Here is a 21,798-nt window from a genome sequence, read left to right as displayed (position 1 = left end):
TTAAGAATTAAGACGCTTTATTAAGAGTTCGCGAGACTGCCATGTCAGATAACAACCAGAAAAAAGTCATTGTCGGTATGTCCGGCGGTGTTGACTCATCGGTATCCGCCTACCTGCTGCAACAGCAGGGGTATCGGGTGGAAGGCCTGTTCATGAAGAACTGGGAAGAAGATGACGATACGGAGTATTGTTCCGCCGCCACTGATTTGGCCGATGCTCAGGCGGTCTGCGATAAACTGGGCATTGAACTGCACACCGTCAATTTCGCCGCCGAATATTGGGACAACGTTTTTGAGCACTTTCTGGCGGAATACCGCGCTGGCCGCACGCCCAATCCCGATATTTTGTGCAATAAGGAAATCAAGTTCAAAGCGTTCCTGGAATTTGCTGCTGAAGATTTGGGGGCGGATTACATCGCTACTGGTCATTACGTGCGCCGTAAGGATGTGGACGGTAAAAGCCGCCTGCTGCGCGGTCTGGACGGCAACAAAGACCAGAGTTATTTCCTTTACACCCTGAGCCACCAGCAACTGGCGCAGAGCCTGTTCCCGGTCGGTGAGCTGGAAAAACCGCAGGTCCGTAAAATCGCGGAACAGCTGGATCTGGCGACCGCGCGGAAGAAAGACTCCACCGGCATCTGTTTCATCGGCGAGCGCAAGTTTCGCGACTTTCTGGCACGCTACCTGCCCGCACAGCCCGGCCCAATTCTGTCTGTCGACGATGGCAAGGTAATGGGTGAACACCAGGGGCTGATGTACCACACGCTGGGACAGCGTAAAGGTCTTGGTATTGGCGGTGTGAAGGAAGGCGGCGACGATCCGTGGTACGTGGTCGACAAAGATGTCGCCAGCAACGTGCTGTATGTTGCACAGGGTCATGAACACCCGCGCCTGATGTCCATTGGTCTGATTGCCCAGCAACTGCACTGGGTTGATCGTGAGCCGCTGACTCAACCACTGCGTTGCGTGGTAAAAACCCGCTATCGCCAGGCCGATATTCCCTGCCTTTTAACGCCTATCGACGCGGACCGCATCGACGTTCGTTTTGACGAACCGGTCGCCGCCGTGACACCCGGCCAATCCGCCGTATTTTATCAGGGCGAAGTCTGCCTTGGCGGCGGCATCATCGAAGAACGCCTGCGCGCTGCGCAATAATCCATCGTCGCGCCGGTCAGAGGAACTGCATGGTTCCTCTGACACCTCAGGCATATCCCCCATCAACACCCATCACACCAGTGCGCTACGTCAAATAAAACGCAGCTCGGGCACCTTTTCCGTTTTCATGACACTAAACTTGAATTGCCGGACGTTCGGGTCTGACGATTTTCAGCCTGAACAAGGTTTTACCGGGTTCAGGCTGGGTTCATGTCAACTTTTATGGCATGATCACCGCCCTTTTAGGCTGTCTTAAGTAAAAAAGCCAGGGCATGTTCGCCGGCGTTTATTTTCCCTCTGGGCCGAACCGGAAACGCAGCCGAGCCGGAAACACCGTTAATACCGGTCTTCCGAACTCGCACGCCGGCCAGATGATGTTTACAGGAGCAATTGTGGCTAAAAACTATCATGACATTACGCTGGCAATGGCAGGGATCTGCCAGTCTGCTCATTTGGTGCAACAATTGGCACATCAGGGCAGTTGTAATATGGATGCGCTGCAAGCATCGCTGAAAAGCATCATGAACATTAACCCGCCCAGCACGCTGGATGTTTTTGGCAACACGGAGCGTAATCTAAAAATCGGGCTGGAAACGTTGCTGGGTATTCTTAACTCATCACGTGAGGGGCTGGGTGCGGAGCTGTCGCGTTATACCTTTAGCCTGATGGTATTGGAGCGTCGGCTGCACAAGAACCGTGAAGCGATGGACGAATTAGGCAAGCGCATCAGCCAGTTAGACCGGCAACTAGAGCACTACGACCTGCTGTCAGACACCTTTGTTAATGTGCTGGCGGGCATTTACGTCGACGTGATCAGCAAACTCGGCCCCCGCATTCAGGTGACTGGCGTACAGGAAGTGCTGAGAAGCCCACAGATTCAGGCAAAGGTTCGGGCCGCGCTGCTGGCCGGAATCCGTGCTGCCGTACTCTGGCAACAGGTCGGTGGCAGCCGACTGCAATTGATGTTCTCCCGCAGTAAACTCATGCGCCATGCACAGGAAATTCTGGCCCGGTGCCACGACTGACCTGAGCAAAAGAGTCAGCGCATTGGCGGCGGCCGCTTATTCCGGTTCAGCCGCTGCCATGAGATACTGTCTGCTATGAAATGCTATTCGTCATGCGATAGGATGACGACAACCCATGTTCTTTATTTGAAAACAATCCCAGGAGTTGCTTGCGATGGAATTATCCTCACTGACCGCCGTTTCCCCTATTGATGGACGCTACGGCGATAAAGTCAGCATGTTGCGCACTATTTTCAGCGAATACGGTCTGCTGAAATTCCGTGTGCAGGTTGAAGTACGTTGGCTGCAAAAACTGGCGGCCTGTGCAGAAATCAGGGAAGTTCCTGCATTTGACGCTGACGCAAACGCTTTCCTTGACAAAATTATCGCCGAATTCAGCGAAGAAGACGCCGCGCGCATCAAAACCATCGAACGTACCACTAACCACGACGTCAAAGCGGTGGAGTATTTCCTGAAGGAAAAAGTGGCGACGGTTCCGGCGCTGCACGCCGTGAGTGAATTTATCCATTTCGCCTGCACCTCCGAGGATATCAACAACCTGTCCCATGCGCTGATGCTGGATACCGCTCGTCGTGATGTGCTGTTGCCGTTCTGGCGCAACATTATTGACGCCATCAAACAGCTGGCACAGCAGTATCGCGATATTCCGCTGTTATCCCGGACTCACGGCCAGCCCGCCACACCGTCCACCATCGGTAAAGAATTCGCGAACGTTGCCTACCGCATGGAGCGCCAGTTCCGCCAACTGCAACAGGTGGAAATCCTGGGCAAAATCAACGGCGCGGTGGGGAACTATAACGCCCACATGGTGGCCTACCCGGCAGTAGACTGGCACCAGTTCAGCGAAAGTTTTGTCACCTCGCTGGGCATCCAGTGGAACCCCTACACCACGCAGATTGAACCCCACGACTACATTGCCGAACTGTTCGACTGTGTCGCCCGCTTCAACACCATTCTGATCGACTTCGACCGTGACGTGTGGGGCTACATCGCCCTCAACCACTTCAAACAGAAAACCATCGCGGGTGAAATCGGCTCTTCAACCATGCCGCATAAAGTCAACCCGATCGACTTCGAGAACTCTGAAGGCAACCTGGGTCTGGCTAACGCGGTAATGAGCCACCTCGCCAGCAAGCTGCCGGTATCGCGCTGGCAGCGCGATCTGACCGACTCGACGGTGCTGCGTAACCTCGGTGTTGGCGTCGGTTATGCGGTCATCGCCTATCAGGCTTCCCTGAAAGGCATCAGCAAGCTGGAGGTCAACCGCAGTCACCTGCTGGATGAGCTGGATCACAACTGGGAAGTGCTGGCTGAGCCGATTCAGACGGTGATGCGCCGCTACGGCATTGAGAAGCCTTACGAAAAACTCAAAGAGCTGACCCGCGGTAAGCGCGTAGATGCAGAAGGCATGAAAGCCTTTATCGACAGCCTGGCGCTGCCAGACGACGAAAAAACGCGACTCAAAGCACTGACACCGGCGAATTACATCGGCCACGCGGTAAAACTGGTCGACGACCTCTAACCCACTCCGGGCGGCATTATCCGTCGTCTGGCGTAAAGCCTATCCCTATTCTATTGGGGATAGGCTCTTATTTCCTGCCTCACTGTTTAGCCTCAGTTGAGCACAACTGTGGATAATGCTGACGTACCGCCATCATGGCGTAATTCTACCTATGACTATCCCGGATTGCGGTAAACGTGCGACACAGGCGCTAAAGCCTGTACAACGCGTTGATAGTTCACTACGTTTGGGTAAATCCCATCAGGAAAATGACCGAGGAAAACGTCATGCGCATTCTTGTCGTTGAAGATAATGTTCTGTTACGCCATCACCTCAATGTCCAGTTGAATGAGATGGGACATCAGGTTGACGCGGCGGCGGACGCGAAAGAAGCGGATTATTTCCTGCAGGAACATGCGCCGGACATCGCCATTATCGACCTGGGGCTGCCGGTGGAAGATGGCACCAGCCTGATCCGCCGCTGGCGCGCGCATCAGGTCAAATTACCGATTCTGGTTCTCACCGCACGGGAAAGCTGGCAAGAAAAAGTGGCGGTGCTGGAAGCCGGTGCCGACGATTATGTCACCAAACCGTTTCACATTGAGGAAGTGGTGGCACGTATGCAGGCGTTGATGCGCCGTAACAGCGGCCTGGCTTCTCAAATCATCAGTCTGCCGCCCTTTGAGGTCGACCTGTCACGACGAGAATTGCTGGTGAATGGCGACCCGGTGAAGCTAACGGCGTTTGAATACACCATCGTCGAAACGCTGATTCGTAACAACGGCAAGGTAGTCAGCAAAGAGTCATTGATGCTGCAACTGTACCCAGATGCCGAGTTGCGGGAAAGCCACACTATTGACGTGCTGATGGGCCGACTACGCAAAAAATTGCAGTCCGCCAACTCCCACGATGTCATCACGACCGTTCGCGGGCAAGGTTACCGCTTCGATATCTAATCATGCCGGACGGCATGTTTTATTTTGGATAGCATATTGAAAAAATCTCCTTTCTCGCTACGTTTTCGCTTTCTGATCGCCACCGCCGCGGTGGTGCTGGCGCTGACGCTCTCTTACGGTATTGTCGCCGTGGTGGGATACAGCGTCAGTTTCGACAAAACCTCATTCCGCCTGCTACGCGGTGAAAGCAATCTGTTTTACAGTCTGGCGCAATGGCACGACAATCAGCTGACCATCGCCACGCCACCTGAAATCGACATCAATTACCCGACGCTGGTGTTTATCTACGACAAGCACGGCAAACTGCTGTGGCGGGAGCGCGCCGTCCCCGAACTGGAATCGCAGATAAAACCGGAATGGCTGGAAAAAACCGACTATCACGAGTTAGACGCCGACACCAACACCAGTAATGCGGTATTGCAGGGAAGTAACCCGCAGATGCTGGACAAACTGCACGCCTACAGCTCCGAAGACAAAACACCATTCACCCATTCTATCGCCGTTAATGTTTACCCGGCGTCCGAACGCCTGCCCAAAATGGTGATTGTGGTGGTGGACCGCGTGCCGCAGGAACTGCAACAGGCAGATGTCGTCTGGGAGTGGTTCCGTTACGTGTTTATCGCCCACCTGGTGCTGGTATTGCCGCTACTGTGGCTGGCGGCGCACTGGAGCCTGCGGCCGATCAAACACCTGGTACATCAGATCAGCGAGCTGGAGCACGGCTCCCGCGAGCATCTGGACGAAAATCCACCACGGGAACTGAACAGTCTGGTACGCAATCTGAATACGTTGTTGAGCAACGAGCGCCAGCGCTATCACAAATACCGCACCACCCTCACCGACCTGACCCACAGTCTGAAAACGCCGCTGGCCGTGCTGCAAACCACGCTGCGTTCGTTACGCACCGGCAAAGAACTGACCATCGAGCAAGCCGAGCCGATCATGCTGACGCAAATCAGCCGTATCTCACAGCAGATCGGCTATTACCTGCACCGCGCCAGCGTGCGAACGGAACATCTGGCCATCACGCGGGAAGTGCACTCCGTTCCGGCACAGCTGGACGCGCTCTGCTCTGCGCTGAACAAAGTGTACCAGCGTAAAGGCGTGGTGCTGACGATGGACATCGCCCCGGAACTGACCTTCATTGGCGAGAAAAACGATTTTATGGAAGTGATGGGCAACATCCTCGACAACGCCTGTAAATACTGTCTGGAATTTGTGGAAATCAGCGCCCGCTATTCCGGTCAAAAACTACACCTGGTGATTGAGGACGACGGCCCCGGCATTCCCGACAGCAAACGGGAAGTCATTTTCCAGCGCGGACAACGGGCGGATACAATGCGCCCCGGTCAGGGCATCGGGTTGTCGGTCGCCGCGGAAATCATCGAGCAGTACCAGGGGGAAATCCTGATCGGCACCAGCGCGCTCGGCGGCGCCAAGGTAGAAGCCATTTTCGGCCGTCAGCATCTTGGTCAGAATGAGAGCTGACACCGTATGGCGTTATAACCGGCTACAATACAAGGAAAACCACCGTCTCTGCCGGTCGATACGGTTCAAGGTCTTCTGAGCTGTTGTTTCAACCGTGAATTAAGGACGGGACACTCTCACGGCGACTTCGCTATAATCGCCGACAGCTCCCTGTTACTGGAAAGGCGTTATGGACTACCAACTTAATCTCGACTGGCAGGATTTTCTGGCCCACCACTGGCAACAAAAACCGGTAATCATCAAAGGTGGTTTCCGCCATTTCATCGACCCCATTACCCCGGATGAATTAGCCGGACTCGCTATGGAAAACGAGGTGGACAGCCGACTGGTCAGCCATCAGGATGGCCGCTGGGATGTCAGCCACGGTCCGTTCGAAAGCTACGACCACCTGGGAGAAAGCAACTGGTCACTGCTGGTACAGGCGGTCGATCACTGGCATGAGCCGTCTGCCGCGCTGATGCGCCCTTTCCGTCATCTGCCTGACTGGCGCATTGACGACCTGATGATTTCCTTCTCGGTGCCGGGCGGCGGCGTCGGCCCGCATCTTGACCAGTACGACGTGTTTATCATTCAGGGCACTGGCCGTCGCCGTTGGCGAGTGGGCGACAAAGTGCCGATGAAACAACACTGCCCGCATCCTGACCTGCTACAAGTCGACCCGTTCGACGCCATTATTGATGAGGAACTGGCACCCGGTGATATTCTCTATATTCCGCCCAGTTTCCCGCATGAAGGCTATTCGCTGGAAAATTCGCTCAACTACTCGGTAGGCTTCCGTGCGCCCAGCGCCCGTGAACTGGTTAGCGGTTTTGCCGACTACGTGCTGTCTCGTGAACTGGGTGGTCAGCGCTACAGCGATCCGGATATCCCTTCACGCGCGCACCCGGCGGACATACTGCCGCAGGAGTTGGATACACTGCAGCACATGATGCTGGACCTGGTGCAGCATAAAGAGGCATTCCGTCAGTGGTTCGGCGAATTTGTCTCCCAGTCACGCCATGAATTGGACCTGGCACCACCAGAGCCGCCTTATCAGCCGGGCGAAATGTACGACCTGCTGCAACAGGGCGAGGCGTTGCGCCGCCTTGGCGGGCTGCGGGTGGTGCGTATCGGTGAGGACTGCTTCGTGAACGGCGAGCATCTGGACAGCCGCCAGTCGCAGGCCATTGCGGCGCTGGCGCACTATGACGTGCTGAATGCCGAACGCCTTGGCGACGCGCTGGACGATCCCTCGTTCCTTGCTCAGTTGACCGCATTGGTCAACAGCGGCTACTGGTACTTTGTCGACTGATTATCGTTTTTCCGGTCATCAGAAACGCAAGAGACGCCACTTGGCGTCTCTTGTTTGCCCAAAGCCCAGATCATCATCAAGCTTTAACCGACATACTCTCGCTGCTGCTCTGCCGGGTTTTGGCGCGCAACGCGGTCAGCTCAGCGATACGCATAATTACCGACACTGCGTTTTCCATCCCTTCCAGCGTAACAAACTCGTGCTTACCGTGAGGGTTGTAACCACCGGTGAACAGATTGGGGCATGGCAACCCCCGGAAGGAAAGCTGTGCGCCGTCGGTGCCGCCGCGAATCGGCTGCATCAGTGGCGTAATGTCGCAATCGCGCATCGCCTGCTGTGCCAGCGCGATAATATGCGGGTACTGCTCTACCTGCTCACGCATGTTGTAGTAGCTGTCGGTAATGGTGACCTCGATATAGCAGTCCGGGTGCAACCCTTTACCCACCGTTTCAGCGATATCCAGCAAGGTTTTCTTGCGCCGCTCAAAACCGTCGCGCTCAAAATCCCGGATGCTGTAGTGCAATTCGGCCCGCTCTACCGTTCCTTTCGCGCCGTGCAGATGGTAAAACCCCTGATAGCCTTCGGTTTGCTCTGGTGTCTCATCAGCAGGCACCAACTGGTGGAAACGCGTCGCCAGCGACAATGCATTAACCATCACCCCTTTGGCCCAACCTGGGTGCACATTATTGCCAACAATCTTCACCACCGCCGACGCAGCATTGAAGTTTTCATACTCCAACTCACCCACGCCACCACCGTCAACGGTGTAAGCCCACTCAGCCCGGAACGCCTCGACATCAAAGTGTTGCGCCCCTTTGCCCACTTCCTCATCCGGCGTAAAAGCGATGCGAATGTCGCCATGTGGGATCTGTCGCTTTTTCAACCGCACCAGCGCGGTAATGATCTCCGCGATCCCCGCTTTGTCATCAGCGCCCAGCAACGTTTTACCGTCGGTCGTAATCAGCGTTTGACCCAGCAGATGGTGCAATACCGGGAACATCACCGGCGACAGCACTTCATCCCCCACGCCCAACGCGATATCACCGCCGCGATAGTTTTCCACAATCTGTGGATTGACATGCTTGCCGCTGAAATCCGGCGAGGTATCCATATGGGCGATAAACCCTACCGTCGGCACCGACCAGGCCACATTGGCGGGTAATGTTGCCATCACGCAGCCGTGCTTACTGACGGACACCTGTTCAAATCCCAGTTCGGTCAACTCCTGTTGCAACACCTGCGCCAGTTTTAGTTGCCCTTCGGTACTCGGCACCTGCCGTACACCCGGCTTTGACTGGGTGTCAAACGTGACATAATTCAAAAAACGATCAAGTAACTTTTCCATCACCACCCCCTCCGATGGATTACGTGTTTCATTATGTAGAGGGTGTCTGCATCAGATATTGCGTCAGGTCAGTTTTTATTGGCTTTCCCTCTGGCTCGCCTGCACCAACGGCCTGCGCTGCAAGGCGGCGAGCACACTGGCATACCAGCCATGCCATAAGGCTCAGCAATTATTTAACAAACCATTAAACATAAAGACTGGCGACCCCTGTCGCCACCAGGCAGGAATAAGGGCCGACGGTTTGATACCTGTCGGCCTGCGTAGGTCACAACCACTCGTAATACTGGCCCAGACTTTTATCACAGCCACAGCAACTGCCACATTTTGGCGCGGCTTCGCCGCTGTGAAAGCGTATTTTGCCTTTCTGTACCCACACCGCCAGCATCCCTTCCACCACGCCGGGGTCTGTCTTAAAAGTCGTGCTGATGTCCTGCAACGACACCTTTTTTCTTTCGCGGACAAAATCCCGCAATTCCAGTAGCGTCATCATGCTCTCCCCGGCGGGCGGCAGGCCCGCCCGACTGGTTATTTCACTTCACCCACCGGCATACGCTGGCGTTGCAAACCATTACGGCGCAGCAGCATCACCGTAACGCACAGCATCGCCGCCACACCCAGCAGTGCGCATAACGAGTACAGCGGATGCTGAGCAAAACGTCCGATCTGATACACCACCACCGCGGTGCTATACCCGACCTGAATGGTCCATCCGGCGCAGAACAGCGTCCAGGCGGTCCCCACTTCACGCCAGATAGCCGACACCGCCGCCACACAAGGGATGTACAGCAACACCATCAGCAAGTAGCTGAAGGCCCCCAGGCGGCCATCGAACAGTTGGCTGATCACGGTCAGCGAGGTGACGGAAAACTTGTTGTCTTTGGCGATGGCGTCGGTATCGGTCAAATCCCCGACGTTGATCCCCATCGGGTTAAGCAACGCATCGCCCAGCTTGCCCAGGTTTTCCGGAATGGTCGCCAGTGCCTCGTGAATGCCACCGGTCAGGCTGAAGGTTTTTTCCTCCTTCGCGCCACCGCCCTGCGAAGCCGCCATCGCACCATACAGCGAATCCAACGTACCGACGACCGCTTCTTTAGCAAAGATCCCGGTGAATACCCCTACCGCCGCAGGCCAGTTCTCTTCCCGGATCCCCATCGGTTTGAATACCGGCACGATGGCTTGCCCCACTGCCGACAGCACCGACTTCTGGGTATTCTGGTTGCCGAACGAACCGTCCGTCCCCATCGAGTTAAGGAAACCTAACACCGTCACCACCACCACAATCAGCCGACCGGCACGCAACAGGAAACCTTTCAGGCGCTCCCAGGTACGGATCAACACACTGCGCAAACTGGGCAGATGGTAAGGCGGGATCTCCATGACGAAGGCGGAAGCATCGCCTTTCAGCGCGGTATTTTTCAGCAGGAAACCGGTGGCAATGGCGGCAGCAATCCCCACCAGATACAACCCGAACACCATATTCTGCCCGCCGTCAACAAACAGCGCCGAGGCAAACAACACATATACCGGCAGCCGCGCACCGCAAGACATAAACGGTGCCATCATCACCGTAACCACGCGATCGCTGTGACGTTCCATGGTGCGCGTTGCCATCACCGCGGGCACATTACAGCCAAAACCGACGATCAGCGGCACAAACGCCTTACCCGGCAAACCAATGCTGCGCATGAACCGGTCCATCACGAACGCCGCCCGCGCCATGTAACCTGAGTCTTCCAGCCAGGACAGGAACAGATACAGACAACCGATCACTGGAATAAAGGTGGACACGGTTTGAATACCACCACCCACCCCATCCGCCAGCAAGGTTTTCAGCCATTCAGGGGTGTGCAGCGCCAGCAACAGTTCGCCGAACCCATCCACCAGCAACGTACCAAACAGCTTGTCGAAAAAATCGATAAACGCACTGCCCACATTGATGGTGAACACAAACATCAGGTACATCACCAGCAGGAAGATAGGGATCCCGAAAAAACGGTGCAATACAATGCGGTCAATCTTATCGGTCAGCGTCGCTGACACTTCACCGCGACGGGTAATCACCTCACGCGCAACGGCGCCCACAAACTGATAACGCGCGTCCGCCAGAAAGATATCCAGTTCATCTTCATATTCCGCCACCAGCCGGGCCACCTGCGCATCGGCAAACGCCAGCGCGTCAGCAGGCACCCGGTCACGCACGGTAACATCGCCTTCCAGCAACTGGATCGCCAGCCAATGCGGGTTGCGGATGGCGCTCTGCCCCTGCAACTGTTCCGCAATCGCCTGCGCCGCCTGGCTCAACGGTGCGTCATAAGGAATCGATACCGGTGGAATGACCGGTTGCGCCAGCGCCGCCTGACACACCTCACGCAACATATCGATGCCTTTCTTCTGGCTGGCGGTAATCGGGATGACCGGACATCCCAATCGCTGCTGCAGACCGGCGATATCAATGTCCAGTTTGCGGGCGGTGGCGATATCCATCATGTTGACCGCCACCACCATCGGCACCTGCATATCCAGCAACTGCGCGGTGAGATACAGGTTACGCTCCAGATTAGAAGCATCGACGATATTCAGCACCAGATTGGCTTCGCCGGACAGGATGTAATCGCGCGCCACCCGTTCATCTTCTGAGCTTTCGGAAGACGGGTTCAGCGAGTACACCCCTGGCAAATCCACCAGCGTCACCTGTTGCTGCTGATAGCGATAGCTCCCGACCTTCTTTTCCACCGTCACGCCCGGCCAATTGCCGACAGTTTGCTTACCACCGGTCAGAACGTTAAATAACGTCGTTTTGCCACAATTCGGGTTACCCACCACGCAAATTACGGATTGCGTACTCATAAAAAATCCTTACCTGCCCGGATTAACATTTTTCCAGAATCAAAATCTGTGCTTCACCTTTGCGCACGCTGATCGCCGCACCGCGCAGACGCAGCTCAATCGGGTCGCCCAGCGGTGCCACGCGGGATACTGAAAACTCCACCCCCGGCGTAACACCCAGCGCCAGCAGACGCTTGCGGTAATCCGCCGACCCCTTCTGAAACCCCAGCACACGCCACTGTGTGCCCACCGCCAATGCTTCCAGTGTCATCGCTGTGTTGACCTCATACCCATTTATTGCGTCAGAAGAACGACCGCTGCCGTAAACCTGTTGTTGTAGATCGATTGCTATAAATCAATTGATGCCGATTATTGTTGTGGCGACACCCACACCTGCTTACCCATCTCCCAGTTGATCGCCACCCGGCTGTCGCCGGAGGCCAGCATCAACGGCTGATTGGCGTCGCGCTGAATCACGCGCACCTGCCCGCCAACGCGGATGCCAAGCTCAGTCAGTCGTTGTTGGTATTCGCCCGTTGAACGAATACGCGCCACCACGGCATTCACGTTAATAGGGAGATCAAGCAGCGTTTGAAGACTCAGAGCCATACGACATTCCTTCACAGACAGTACACGCATTCCACCAGCTCACTGGCGGCGATACATCAAAGCAAGTAATAACGATTATCAATCATATTCCTGTCTGCGAGTCGTCCCTTGACGTGCATCAAGGGAGGTGAAGATTCGGGGGGAATGATAGGAAGGTACGGCGTTTATGCGTGAAGCAGCAGCGAGGAGAACAACCTATGCCATCGGCTCCCGTGATGGGGTCAGTCCACATCAGGCATTGATTGTAGGTGTCCAGCACGAAGAGGAGACAACCTTATAACCAAAAGGACAAACTGATTGAAGCCCCCCCTAGAAATCACTTATTCTCCATCGTTTGAACATGCAGGAAATGACTCATGACTGGCGAAACGCGCGGACGGGGAAGACCACGAAAAACAGAAAGTTCGTATGCAGATACCCGTGATGACTTGATCCGCAGCGGACTTGAACTGTTGACGCAAAATGGTTTTCTTTCGACGGGAGTCGATGCCATTGTCAAAAATGCCGGTGTCCCTAAAGGCTCATTTTATTATTACTTCAAGAGTAAAGAGGAATATGCGCAGACTGTTCTGAATGCCTATGACACTTTCTTCGAGCATAAACTCAAAAAGCATCTGCATGTACCATCCAACGCACCAATGGTACGTCTGGAACATTTTATCAATGATGCCTGCAACGGTATTAAAAAGTACAATTTCACCCGGGGCTGTCTGGTCGGAAATATGATGCAAGAGACTCCGGGACTTCCGCCATCATTTATTAAACAGCTACAGGATATTCTTGAGAGATGGCAGGCACTTGTTGCGGCCTGTCTTTCCGATGCTCTATCTTCGCGCGAAATATGCTCAGAGATGAATGATAAGCAACTAGCGGCTATTTTCTGGAGTGGCTGGGAAGGTGCCGTAATGCGTGCCAAACTTTATTGTTCGACCCAACCCGTGTACGATTTCTGGAGCTATTTCAAAGCTTCGGTGCACTATAAGCCGTCGCAAGAAGCGATAACTAAACAGTAAAGGGTGCTAAGAAAAGCCAGGCTGAGCCTGGCATCCTTTTAATTAACGACATTGAATTACTGCCCGACCCCGAATTTCGCCATTCAGGAGTTTTTCGGCTACATTGATGGCCTCACTGAGCGGGTAGACGGTGGTCAGACCATCCAGTCTGGACTCCGGTAAATACTGTAACGCCTGTTGCCAAATCGCTGCTCTTTTCTCTTTCGCGAACATGACACTGTCGATCCCCTTCAGCGTGACACCACGCAGGATGAACGGGGCCACATTGCCCATCAGTTCCATACCTTGTGCCATCCCGCAGGCCGCAACAATACTGCCATAGCGAACCCCGGCGCAGGCATTGCAGAGCGTATGGCTGCCCACAGTATCAATTGCAGCGGCCCAACGTTCTTTCTGTAACGGTTTTCCGGGGCTAGAGAGTTCGGCACGATTAATAATGTCGTTCACCCCGACCGTTTTATAAAGCCACGCGGCTTCTTCCGGCCTACCGGTCGATGCGGTCACGTGGTAGCCCATGGATGCAAGGATCATGGCGGCAATACTGCCGACGCCTCCGCTGGCACCAGTAACCAGTACCGGGCCATCCTCAGGCTTCACACCATGTTTCAGCAACGCGTCGACACATAGCATCGCGGTAAAACCAGCAGTCCCGATCGCCATAACGTGTTTGCTGCTTGCGCTTGCCGGGAGGGGCGTCAGCCAGTCCCCCTTCACCCGAGCTTTTCCGGACAGCCCGCCCCAGTGTTTTTCCCCAACACCCCAACCGGTCAGAAGGACTTTATCACCAGCCTGATAGGCCGGATGCGAGCTATCGGAAACAGTACCGGCAAAATCGATGCCCGGCACCATCGGAAAATGACGGACGATCGGGCCACGCCCGGTGATAGCCAGGGCATCTTTATAATTGATGGATGAGTAGTCAATATTGACAGTCACATCCCCCTCAGGCAGTTCGCTTTCAGCGATCTCAGCAAACAGCGCGGTGTAACGATCTTCTGTCTTGTTAATTAATAAAGATTTAAACACTTTTACCTCGTATGTCCGGTTATATGACTGTCAGTATTCGGGAGTATAATAAAAATATTGACCGATCATCTACTAAATAAATTTATGATGAGCTCACGACTCATTTCGGGAATGCCGGGTCTTCAAACATGCTGAGGAATACGCCCGGCTGCCACCAGGCCGGACGTATCCTATACGCTCACACCTTAAAGGCAGGCCGTGAAGGTTCGGGTGATGACATCCTGCTGCTGCTCCCTGGTTAGGGAATTAAAACGGACGGCATAACCCGAAACGCGGATGGTCAGTTGTGGGTAATCTTCAGGATGCTCCATGGCATCAAGCAACATTTCCCGGTTCATGACATTCACATTCAGGTGCTGGCCTCCTTCGATGGCATCCTCATGATGGAAGTAACCATCAAGCAATCCTGCCAGGTTCTTGCTTCGGACATCGTCACTTTTACCCAGCGCCCCAGGGATGATGGAAAACGTGTAGGAAATGCCATCTTTGGCGTAACTAAAGGGCAGACGAGCCACTGACGTCAGAGATGCGATAGCGCCTTTCTGATCCCGTCCATGCATTGGATTCGCCCCCGGACCAAAAGGTGCTCCGGTACGGCGGCCATCTGGTGTATTACCCGTTTTTTTGCCGTAAACCACATTTGAAGTGATGGTCAGTACCGACTGAGTGGGTGTGGCATGGCGATAAGTCGGGTGTTGCTGAATTTTCTTCATAAACCGTTCAACCAGATCGCAGGCCAGATCATCCACGCGCGGATCGTTGTTACCAAACTGGGGATAGCTATCGGCGATCTCAAAGTCGACAGCAATCCCTGCTTCGTTCCGGATCGGTTTAACCTCGGTATATTTGATGGCAGAGAGCGAATCCGCTGCCACCGAAAGCCCCGCCACGCCACATGCCATGGTACGGTAGACATCGCGATCCATGAGTGCCATCAGAGAGGCCTCATAGCTGTAGCGGTCGTGGGAATAATGAATGATATTCAGTGCGGTAACGTACTGGGTCGCCAGCCAGTCAAGTATGCGGTCATAGCGTGCCATCACATCATTAAAATCGAGCACATCTGACTTTAATGGCTCGGTTTTCGGCCCGACCTGCGCGCCCGACTTTTCATCAATCCCACCATTGATCGCATAGAGCAGCGCTTTCGCCAGGTTCGCTCTCGCCCCGAAGAATTGCATATGCTTACCGAGAATCTGCGGACTGACACAGCAGGCGATAGCATAATCATCATTGCCAAAATCATTGCGCATCAGATCGTCGTTTTCGTACTGAATAGAAGACGTATCAATCGAGACTTTCGCAACAAAATGCTTAAAGCCATCAGGAAGTTGCTCAGACCACAGGACTGTCAGGTTTGGTTCCGGTGCCGCCCCCATGTTGTATAACGTCTGCAAATAACGGAACGTGGTACGCGTGACGAGGGTACGGCCATCAGTGCCCATACCGGCCATAGCTTCCGTCGCCCAGATAGGATCACCCGAGAACAGTGAGTCATATTCAGGGGTACGGAGATAACGAACCATTCGCAGTTTCATGATGAAATGGTCAATGAGCTCCTGAGCTTCTTGTTCGTCAATCAGCCCTGCAGATAGGTCACGCTCAATATAAACGTCCAGGAAAGTGGATGTTCTGCCGAGAGACATGGCAGCACCGTTTTGTGATTTAACAGCAGCAAGGTAGCCGAAATATGTGAACTGGATGGCCTCCTGGGCCGTACGCGCTGGGTTGGCCATATCAATGCCGTATTTCAGCCCCATTTCATGAATGTCATGCAATGCCTTGATCTGGTCTGCCAACTCCTCGCGTAGCCGTAGTGCTGGTGTTAGCTCTTCAGCGCTCTCCATCATCGTCTGCGTGGAATCAAACTGCGCCTGTTTGTCCTGAATGAGAAACGCCAGGCCGTACAGTGCAATACGGCGATAATCGCCAATAATACGTCCCCGCCCATAGGCATCAGGTAATCCGGTGATAACGCCGGATTTACGACAGGCAAGGATATCCGGCGTATACAGTTCGAAGCAGGCCTGATTATGCGTCTTACGATAATCAGTAAAAATTTTCTCAGTCAGCGGATCCAGTTCTTTGCCGTAAACTTCACATGAATTTTTCACCATGCGAATACCACCATAAGCAATAATCCCACGCTTAAGCGGCTTTTCGGTCTGAAGACCGACAATTTTTTCAACTGCTTTATCGATATAACCAGCGTCGTGTGACGTAATGGTGGAAGGCAGGGATGTATCGAAATCGACAGGTGCGTGCGTGCGGTTTTCCTGTTTTATCCCTTCAAGAACTTGGCTCCATAAGCGTGTCGTCGCTTCGGTTGGACCAGCGAGAAATGCACTGTCGCCATCATAGGGCGTATAGTTTTGTTGAATAAATTCCCGGACATTGACTTCGTTTTGCCACACATCGCCGACAAACCCCTTCCAGGCTTCTGACATCATTTGTGAGTCAATTTTCATGCTAGTCACCTTATTAATTTAATATTGACCGATCGTCTAAAAACTGGCGAAACTATCCCACTGTTTTGTCAATATTCAAGAATTATCCTGTAAACCACTATTTTTTCAGATGTACTTTTGACTCATGTCAAAATGAGGTTTGATTCCGCAAAGAACTCTGGTGTTGATGCAAATCCTGTTACTGCCATCCGGTGGATCAAAAATCGGTTCAGTAGATGGAGCAGTGGATAGGCTGGTTGTTTGATGGCCATGAGCGTGGCCCGTCTGATGATTTGGCATTGCAGTTTGAGGCCGTCAGCGGGATGCCGGAAGAAGAGCGCTAGATAATCAAGGCGTTACTGGATGGGATGATACTGAAGTACCAGGCTAAACAGATTACTGAGCGCGGTGAGAACAGGCGGCAACCTGCTCCAACCGCTCACCACAAGCAACTAAACGGGCTGGACGCGATTCTAAGTCAGAACCCCGCGCAACTGAAGTAAAAGAACCCCAACGGCATTACACCGTCGGCTACGCCCCCAATGGCATGAAGGGCAACCCGCCGCCGCAACTCACGCTGAAGGGCCGCTGGCTGGAAGATCTCGGCTTTAACACCGGCCAGCCGGTGATTGTCACCGTCGAGCGCGGGCGGCTGGTGATTGAGGCGGAGATTAGGATCTGACCGGTAAAAACGACGATCCCGGCGCAGAGGCCGGGATCGTTTTTAACTTTAAATAGGCTCACTTGTTTCCAAAACTGCTTCTTCATATCCTTCAAGATTACTACTTAACCAATTTTCGTCCTGACGCTTCATATGGAACTTAACTACTGCACCAAATTCATCATGAGAAATAATCACATTTAATTTCTGAGCATGATTGTATTTTTTCCAGCAAGCTAATATTTGCTCGCAAAATAAAAAGGAGTAATCCAAGTACCGCTCAGATACGTAATCGTCAATATGGAAAGAGTTTACAAAACATTCAACCCCCGTCCTGTCAGGAAAATTATCTAACCCTTTATAATTCTTGTATAAAGATCGCAAAAAAACACAGCCGTCATCTTCTACAAAACCACCATTGATCCATGACTGCAAATCATCAGGAAGAGATAACCCCCTCCAATCGGCACGTTTAATTTCCTTTTTCATCAATTGATTACATTTCATTTCTTCTCTCCTAAATACTGAGTCATCCCTTTATTAATAGCCTTTCTAAATGATGGATCATTCAATAGATTATTTACCGACTTAGGTGCATCGGGGAATGAATCCGTCTTAGGATCATAAAGATATTTGTTATCCTTATTATCTTGATAATGTAGCTGTCCGGCTCTTTGTCCTGGTGCCGGATTTTCAACATCTATTCGTTCTTTACCTACACCTTTCCATATCGTTTTACTGGACGTCTGAACTCCATTAGCCCCTAACATGTGCCCATCAGCTAAATACGCCAAATCATCCTGACTCGGCCCATCCGGGATCGGCGTCGTGGTGGTATTTCCGGCAGTAGACGAGGCACCATCAGTATTTCCGGTATGGCTGGCTCCGTTATTATCCGACTGATCCGGCGTTGTCAGCGTGGTGGCCGTGTTCTCTGTCGGGGCCGGATTTTCCAGCTTGCCACCGGTCGGATCGTTATCCGCTATCGGTAACTCCGTATGTCCCGGCCCACGGGTGCCGTCGCGCACCGCGCACTGCTCGCGGGTGCCTTCACAGCTTCCCCCCATCTCCTCGCCGTCGCCTTTACCGCTTCCCTGACGAACGCCCTGACCTACCGCACCGGCGACTGCTGCCGCTTCACCGCCTACCGCCACAGGGGCCGCCGGTGGTGGAGCCATAAAGTTATTCTCCACCGCATTACGTCCTGCCTGCGCTCCTGTCGCCGCACCGGTGGTGTTACCCGATGCAATCCCTGAGGCCAGACCCGCCGCCAGCGAGGCCAGCGCGCTGACCGACTGTTTTTCCGCTTCCGTCAGGTCACTGCTGTCCCGCCCTGGGTACAACTCCTTCATGATCAACAGGCGCGCGGCCAACTCACCGCTCGCAGCCCCCACAGCACCCGCCAACGCATCCTTGCCCGACAGTTGCGCCACCACCGCACCCATCAGCGCATGTCCCATCGCGTTGGCCGCAATGTCCGATGCTGTCGCCTTCTTCTCATCCGTCGGCATCGTCACATCTTTGACCAGCTGTGCCAGATACGGTGCCGAGGCACCGGCCAGCGCCTGCTGCAGGTTTCCCCCTCCTGCCAGCGCCTGTATTGCCGCCGTTGCCGCCTGCGCTGCCCGTTGCAGATCGCTACCGGTGCCGTAAGACTGCATCACCGCCTTGTATTCCGGCGTTTCCGTCAGATCTTTTTTGTATTTATCCCACTCTTTTTCGGTCGCGTTATCCGCCGGGCGATCCACCTTGCCGCTGGCTTCTGCCGCCCGCGTCGCACGAATTTCCCCTTCGGTGCGGATAACATCCATCACTTGTGCGCCCAGTTCACCGACCATCTGCGCCGTCTGCAGGCGCTTCTGCTCTTTTTCCTTGTCAAAGATCGGGCTCAGCGCATTGTTGGCGTGCTCCACATCCCGGCTCAGACCGGTAATATCCTGCTGCTGACCGGCCTGATTACGGATAATCAGCGCCCCGTCGCTCACCGCCGCGTAGGTGGTGCTGCTGGCATTGCCGCCGTTACCCATCGACATCAACGCCGAAGGCGCGGTCAGGGCTGCCGATTTCAGCATATCCGACATACTCAGCGACGGGCTGGCACTCAACCCGATACCGCTGTGCGACACCGAAAATTCTGCCCGGTTATCGATATTGCTGAAGCCCAGCGTACCGGTATCCAGCCGGTTTTTATCCGCACTGGCGGTTGAACCAATTACCGCGCCGTCCAGTTGCGTGTGATTGCCGACGCTGATGTCGTAACCGCCTTTGCCCGCAAACAATCCGGTCTGCTGCTGCACGCTGTCATAGCTGCTGTGCATTTTGTCCTGACTGGCGCTCAGATAACCGCTGCCGGTCATGCTGCCAAAGGTAAAGCTACCGCCCGCCGACACGCTGGTCTGCTTCGAGTCATAGCGGTTGCTGTCCTGCTGGCTTTTCAGCAGCAGGTCGCCGCCCACGTTCGCCACAATGCGCTCGCCGCTGACCTGCGCCCCGGTCAGGCGCGTATCACCGCCGCTGGTCAGGCCAACCTGCTGCCCGGCATCCACCGTGGTTTCTGACCAACTGTTGCCATTGCCCAGTTCACGACCTTTGGCCGCATTGACATTGGCAAAGACGCTGAATCCCGCCCCGCCGTTGCTCAACCCAAAGCTGACGCCGATATTCCCGCCGCTGCTGCTGTTGCTGCCGGTCATCGACTCCGTATTGCGCGCCGATAGCAGATTAATCGCCCGGGAAGCATTCAGCTCCACATTGTTGGCCGCTTTCAACTGGCTGCCAACCGCAGTGATATCCCCCTGACGAGCGACCACGTTGATATCATGGCCCGCGTTCAGTGTCGAAGCAAAACTCTGCGATTGCTCGCTGGTCTGGCTGCTGCTGGCGCGCTGCGCCCCCAGTGACACGCTGATACCGACAAACGACGACGCGCCTTTATTGTTGGTATCAACCTGAGTGCCCTGATAAGCCTGATACCCCGACAGCGCCGCCTTCATCCCCTGCAACGCCTGCAGACGGCTATCACTCTGTTTTTGAACGGCCTGCAGTGCCTGTACCGCGCTGTTCAGCGCCGAGCCCACCACGCCAGACAACGCCACCGTCAATCCCGCCGTTTTCTGCACCGTATGACGGGACTGGCTGTGCGTATCATAACCGGGGTCAATGGTCACGCTGTTGCCCGTCACCTGAATATCCCTGGCCGCAATGACATCGGTGGCCGCCACCGACACAGCCTGCCCGGCATTCAGCCGTACCGACCCGCCGGTGCTGCCCAGCGTGCTGACGCTCTGGCTCTGGGTGGTCGCCTTGTCGTCCAGTTTCTGGCTCAGGGAGGTGCTGCCGATGGTGAAACCGATGCCGCCCCCGCTGAACACCCCGCTCTTCTTGCGACTGTGCTCCTCGTAGTTACGGTAGGTTTCCACACTCGCCGCGGTCGTGATGTCATGCCCCGCCGTCAGCGTCACGTCCCCGTCCGCCGCCACCGCCGAGCCCTGCACCCCGATATCATGCCCCGCCGTCAGCGCCACGCTGCCCCCCGACAGCAGAGTCCCCTTCTCCGTCGTCTGCGCCGTTTCCCGCAGCGTGTGCGTGGTGGTCTTCGACAGGAACCCCTTCTTCACCGTCGTCTCTTCAAAAAAATCATGCCGGCTCTCCGTCGCCGACAGCAGGTTCAGGTCCCGTCCCGCCTGCGCCGTCAGCGCGCCACGCGTTTCCGCCTGCGCCCCCTCGAGCGTCAGGTCCTGACCCGCCCGCAGGCTCAGCCCCCCGCCCGCATTCAGCACCGTCCCCTGCTGCGTCACCGTCTGCTGCCAGTCCAGATGCCGCGTCCACGCGTTCGAGCTGAACTGCTCCTCGCTGGCCGACAGCAGGCTCAGGTCCCGCCCCGCCGACAGCGCCAGCGTCCCCGCCGCGCTCAGCTGCCCCGCCGTGCTGCTCAGGTCACGCCCCGCGCTCAGGCTCAGCTCGCCCCCGCTGGCGAGCGTACTCTGCACCCGTCCCTGACTGCGTCGCTCGGTGCTGGCCCCGCCCGTCTGATTCACCGTGTCCGTCACCGTGGTCAGCGCCGCCAGCCGGATGTCGTTGCCCGCCGCCAGTTGCAGCGGCCCGCCCGCGCTCAGCTGCGCCCCGTTCAGCGCGATATCGTGTCCCGCCTGCAGCGTCAGCCCGTTTTGCGCCGTTATCAGCCCGGCCTGCCCGATATCGGTGCGCGTCAGCGACCCGCGCCCCCGGCCGTCCTTCGCCGCCGTCTGCCACTGATTGCTGGTGGTGGTGTTGACGATATCGCCGTTGACGCTCGCCAGCGTCACCCGGTTGCCCTGTATCGTCGCGCTGCTGTTGGTCAGATTGCCCAGCGCCACCAGATTCAGCGCGCCGTCGGCGCTCAGCAGCCCGCCCTCGCGGTTGCTCAGGGTGCCGCCGCCGGCGATGTTGAGTGCCTCCACCGCCGTCACCGTGCTGC

The 21,798-nt window shown here is 55.2% G+C and carries 16 protein-coding genes and 2 pseudogenes; 9 read left to right on the top strand and 9 right to left on the bottom strand.

Annotation, left to right across the window (positions count from 1 at the left end; all coding sequences use genetic code 11):
- Positions 1 to 41: 41 nt before the first annotated feature.
- From mnmA to OB87_RS17925, 6 genes are all read left to right on the top strand, one after another.
- Entirely contained in the window at positions 42 to 1,154 is a 1,113-nt protein-coding gene (mnmA, locus tag OB87_RS17950) for a tRNA 2-thiouridine(34) synthase MnmA (protein ID WP_033570764.1), read from the top strand.
- Between the two features lie 392 nt (positions 1,155 to 1,546).
- A complete protein-coding gene (gene hflD / locus OB87_RS17945) occupies positions 1,547 to 2,179 on the top strand; it encodes a high frequency lysogenization protein HflD (protein ID WP_033570763.1) in 633 nt (210 codons plus the stop codon).
- A 154-nt stretch (positions 2,180 to 2,333) separates the two neighbouring features.
- Entirely contained in the window at positions 2,334 to 3,701 is a 1,368-nt protein-coding gene (purB, locus tag OB87_RS17940) for an adenylosuccinate lyase (protein WP_033570762.1), read from the top strand.
- 266 nt (positions 3,702 to 3,967) lie between these two features.
- Positions 3,968 to 4,636 (top strand): two-component system response regulator PhoP, encoded by a 669-nt coding sequence (phoP, locus tag OB87_RS17935; protein ID WP_033570779.1) that lies wholly within the window; start codon positions 3,968 to 3,970, stop codon positions 4,634 to 4,636.
- Between the two features lie 36 nt (positions 4,637 to 4,672).
- Entirely contained in the window at positions 4,673 to 6,124 is a 1,452-nt protein-coding gene (phoQ, locus tag OB87_RS17930; RefSeq protein ID WP_033570778.1) for a two-component system sensor histidine kinase PhoQ, read from the top strand.
- A gap of 169 nt (positions 6,125 to 6,293) precedes the next feature.
- On the top strand, positions 6,294 to 7,415 hold the full coding sequence (locus OB87_RS17925) for a ribosomal protein uL16 3-hydroxylase (protein ID WP_033570761.1): 1,122 nt from the start codon (positions 6,294 to 6,296) through the stop codon (positions 7,413 to 7,415).
- Between the two features lie 76 nt (positions 7,416 to 7,491).
- On the opposite strand, the gene pepT is transcribed toward OB87_RS17925, so the two are convergent.
- From pepT to OB87_RS17900, 5 genes are all read right to left on the bottom strand, one after another.
- Positions 7,492 to 8,760 carry a peptidase T gene (pepT, locus tag OB87_RS17920; protein WP_033570760.1) on the bottom strand — a complete coding sequence of 423 codons (1,269 nt, stop codon included), beginning with the start codon at positions 8,758 to 8,760 and terminating at the stop codon, positions 7,492 to 7,494.
- A 265-nt stretch (positions 8,761 to 9,025) separates the two neighbouring features.
- Positions 9,026 to 9,250 (bottom strand): FeoC-like transcriptional regulator, encoded by a 225-nt coding sequence (locus OB87_RS17915; RefSeq protein WP_235425295.1) that lies wholly within the window; start codon positions 9,248 to 9,250, stop codon positions 9,026 to 9,028.
- A 35-nt stretch (positions 9,251 to 9,285) separates the two neighbouring features.
- Positions 9,286 to 11,607 carry a Fe(2+) transporter permease subunit FeoB gene (feoB, locus tag OB87_RS17910; RefSeq protein ID WP_033570759.1) on the bottom strand — a complete coding sequence of 774 codons (2,322 nt, stop codon included), beginning with the start codon at positions 11,605 to 11,607 and terminating at the stop codon, positions 9,286 to 9,288.
- Positions 11,608 to 11,629: 22 nt separating this feature from the next.
- On the bottom strand, positions 11,630 to 11,857 hold the full coding sequence (locus OB87_RS17905; protein ID WP_012769649.1) for a FeoA family protein: 228 nt from the start codon (positions 11,855 to 11,857) through the stop codon (positions 11,630 to 11,632).
- A 98-nt stretch (positions 11,858 to 11,955) separates the two neighbouring features.
- Positions 11,956 to 12,195, bottom strand: coding sequence for a FeoA family protein (locus tag OB87_RS17900; RefSeq protein WP_033570758.1), 240 nt, complete (start codon positions 12,193 to 12,195; stop codon positions 11,956 to 11,958).
- 356 nt (positions 12,196 to 12,551) lie between these two features.
- Here OB87_RS17900 and acuR point away from each other — a divergent pair, with 356 nt between their 5' ends.
- Positions 12,552 to 13,208 carry an acrylate utilization transcriptional regulator AcuR gene (gene acuR / locus OB87_RS17895; protein ID WP_033570757.1) on the top strand — a complete coding sequence of 219 codons (657 nt, stop codon included), beginning with the start codon at positions 12,552 to 12,554 and terminating at the stop codon, positions 13,206 to 13,208.
- A gap of 42 nt (positions 13,209 to 13,250) precedes the next feature.
- Here acuR and acuI read toward each other — a convergent pair whose 3' ends face one another.
- A complete protein-coding gene (acuI, locus tag OB87_RS17890; protein ID WP_033570756.1) occupies positions 13,251 to 14,234 on the bottom strand; it encodes an acrylyl-CoA reductase (NADPH) in 984 nt (327 codons plus the stop codon).
- A 185-nt stretch (positions 14,235 to 14,419) separates the two neighbouring features.
- Positions 14,420 to 16,702 carry a formate C-acetyltransferase gene (pflB, locus tag OB87_RS17885; RefSeq protein WP_033570755.1) on the bottom strand — a complete coding sequence of 761 codons (2,283 nt, stop codon included), beginning with the start codon at positions 16,700 to 16,702 and terminating at the stop codon, positions 14,420 to 14,422.
- Positions 16,703 to 16,938: 236 nt separating this feature from the next.
- On the opposite strand from pflB, the pseudogene OB87_RS21120 reads away from it, so the two are divergent.
- Positions 16,939 to 17,091 (top strand): annotated as a pseudogene (locus OB87_RS21120) (helix-turn-helix domain-containing protein); the annotation flags it as partial.
- 104 nt (positions 17,092 to 17,195) lie between these two features.
- Positions 17,196 to 17,363, top strand: a pseudogene (locus OB87_RS20100) (SymE family type I addiction module toxin); the annotation flags it as partial.
- Positions 17,364 to 17,411: 48 nt separating this feature from the next.
- On the opposite strand, the gene OB87_RS17880 reads toward OB87_RS20100, so the two are convergent.
- Positions 17,412 to 17,849, bottom strand: a complete 438-nt coding sequence (locus OB87_RS17880; protein ID WP_033570754.1) for a hypothetical protein — start codon at positions 17,847 to 17,849, stop codon at positions 17,412 to 17,414.
- The coding region (locus OB87_RS17875) for a hemagglutinin repeat-containing protein (protein ID WP_235425294.1) at positions 17,846 to 21,798 on the bottom strand (3,953 nt) is incomplete at its 5' end. The genes OB87_RS17880 and OB87_RS17875, both read right to left, overlap by 4 nt.

Source organism: Dickeya undicola (genome assembly GCF_000784735.1).
Lineage (GTDB): Bacteria > Pseudomonadota > Gammaproteobacteria > Enterobacterales > Enterobacteriaceae > Dickeya > Dickeya undicola.
This window is presented reverse-complemented; position numbering and strand designations above follow the sequence as displayed.

Bases quoted from the DNA above. Each gene is read 5' to 3' on its own strand.
- mnmA (WP_033570764.1), top strand. From the start codon at position 42: ATGTCAGATAACAACCAGAAAAAAGTCATTGTCGGTATGTCCGGCGGT.
- OB87_RS17905 (WP_012769649.1), bottom strand. From the start codon at position 11,857: ATGACACTGGAAGCATTGGCGGTGGGCACACAGTGGCGTGTGCTGGGG.
- purB (WP_033570762.1), top strand. From the start codon at position 2,334: ATGGAATTATCCTCACTGACCGCCGTTTCCCCTATTGATGGACGCTAC.
- feoB (WP_033570759.1), bottom strand. From the start codon at position 11,607: ATGAGTACGCAATCCGTAATTTGCGTGGTGGGTAACCCGAATTGTGGC.
- OB87_RS17880 (WP_033570754.1), bottom strand. From the start codon at position 17,849: ATGAAATGTAATCAATTGATGAAAAAGGAAATTAAACGTGCCGATTGG.
- OB87_RS17925 (WP_033570761.1), top strand. From the start codon at position 6,294: ATGGACTACCAACTTAATCTCGACTGGCAGGATTTTCTGGCCCACCAC.
- phoP (WP_033570779.1), top strand. From the start codon at position 3,968: ATGCGCATTCTTGTCGTTGAAGATAATGTTCTGTTACGCCATCACCTC.
- pepT (WP_033570760.1), bottom strand. From the start codon at position 8,760: ATGGAAAAGTTACTTGATCGTTTTTTGAATTATGTCACGTTTGACACC.
- OB87_RS17900 (WP_033570758.1), bottom strand. From the start codon at position 12,195: ATGGCTCTGAGTCTTCAAACGCTGCTTGATCTCCCTATTAACGTGAAT.
- pflB (WP_033570755.1), bottom strand. From the start codon at position 16,702: ATGAAAATTGACTCACAAATGATGTCAGAAGCCTGGAAGGGGTTTGTC.
- OB87_RS17915 (WP_235425295.1), bottom strand. From the start codon at position 9,250: ATGATGACGCTACTGGAATTGCGGGATTTTGTCCGCGAAAGAAAAAAG.
- acuR (WP_033570757.1), top strand. From the start codon at position 12,552: ATGACTGGCGAAACGCGCGGACGGGGAAGACCACGAAAAACAGAAAGT.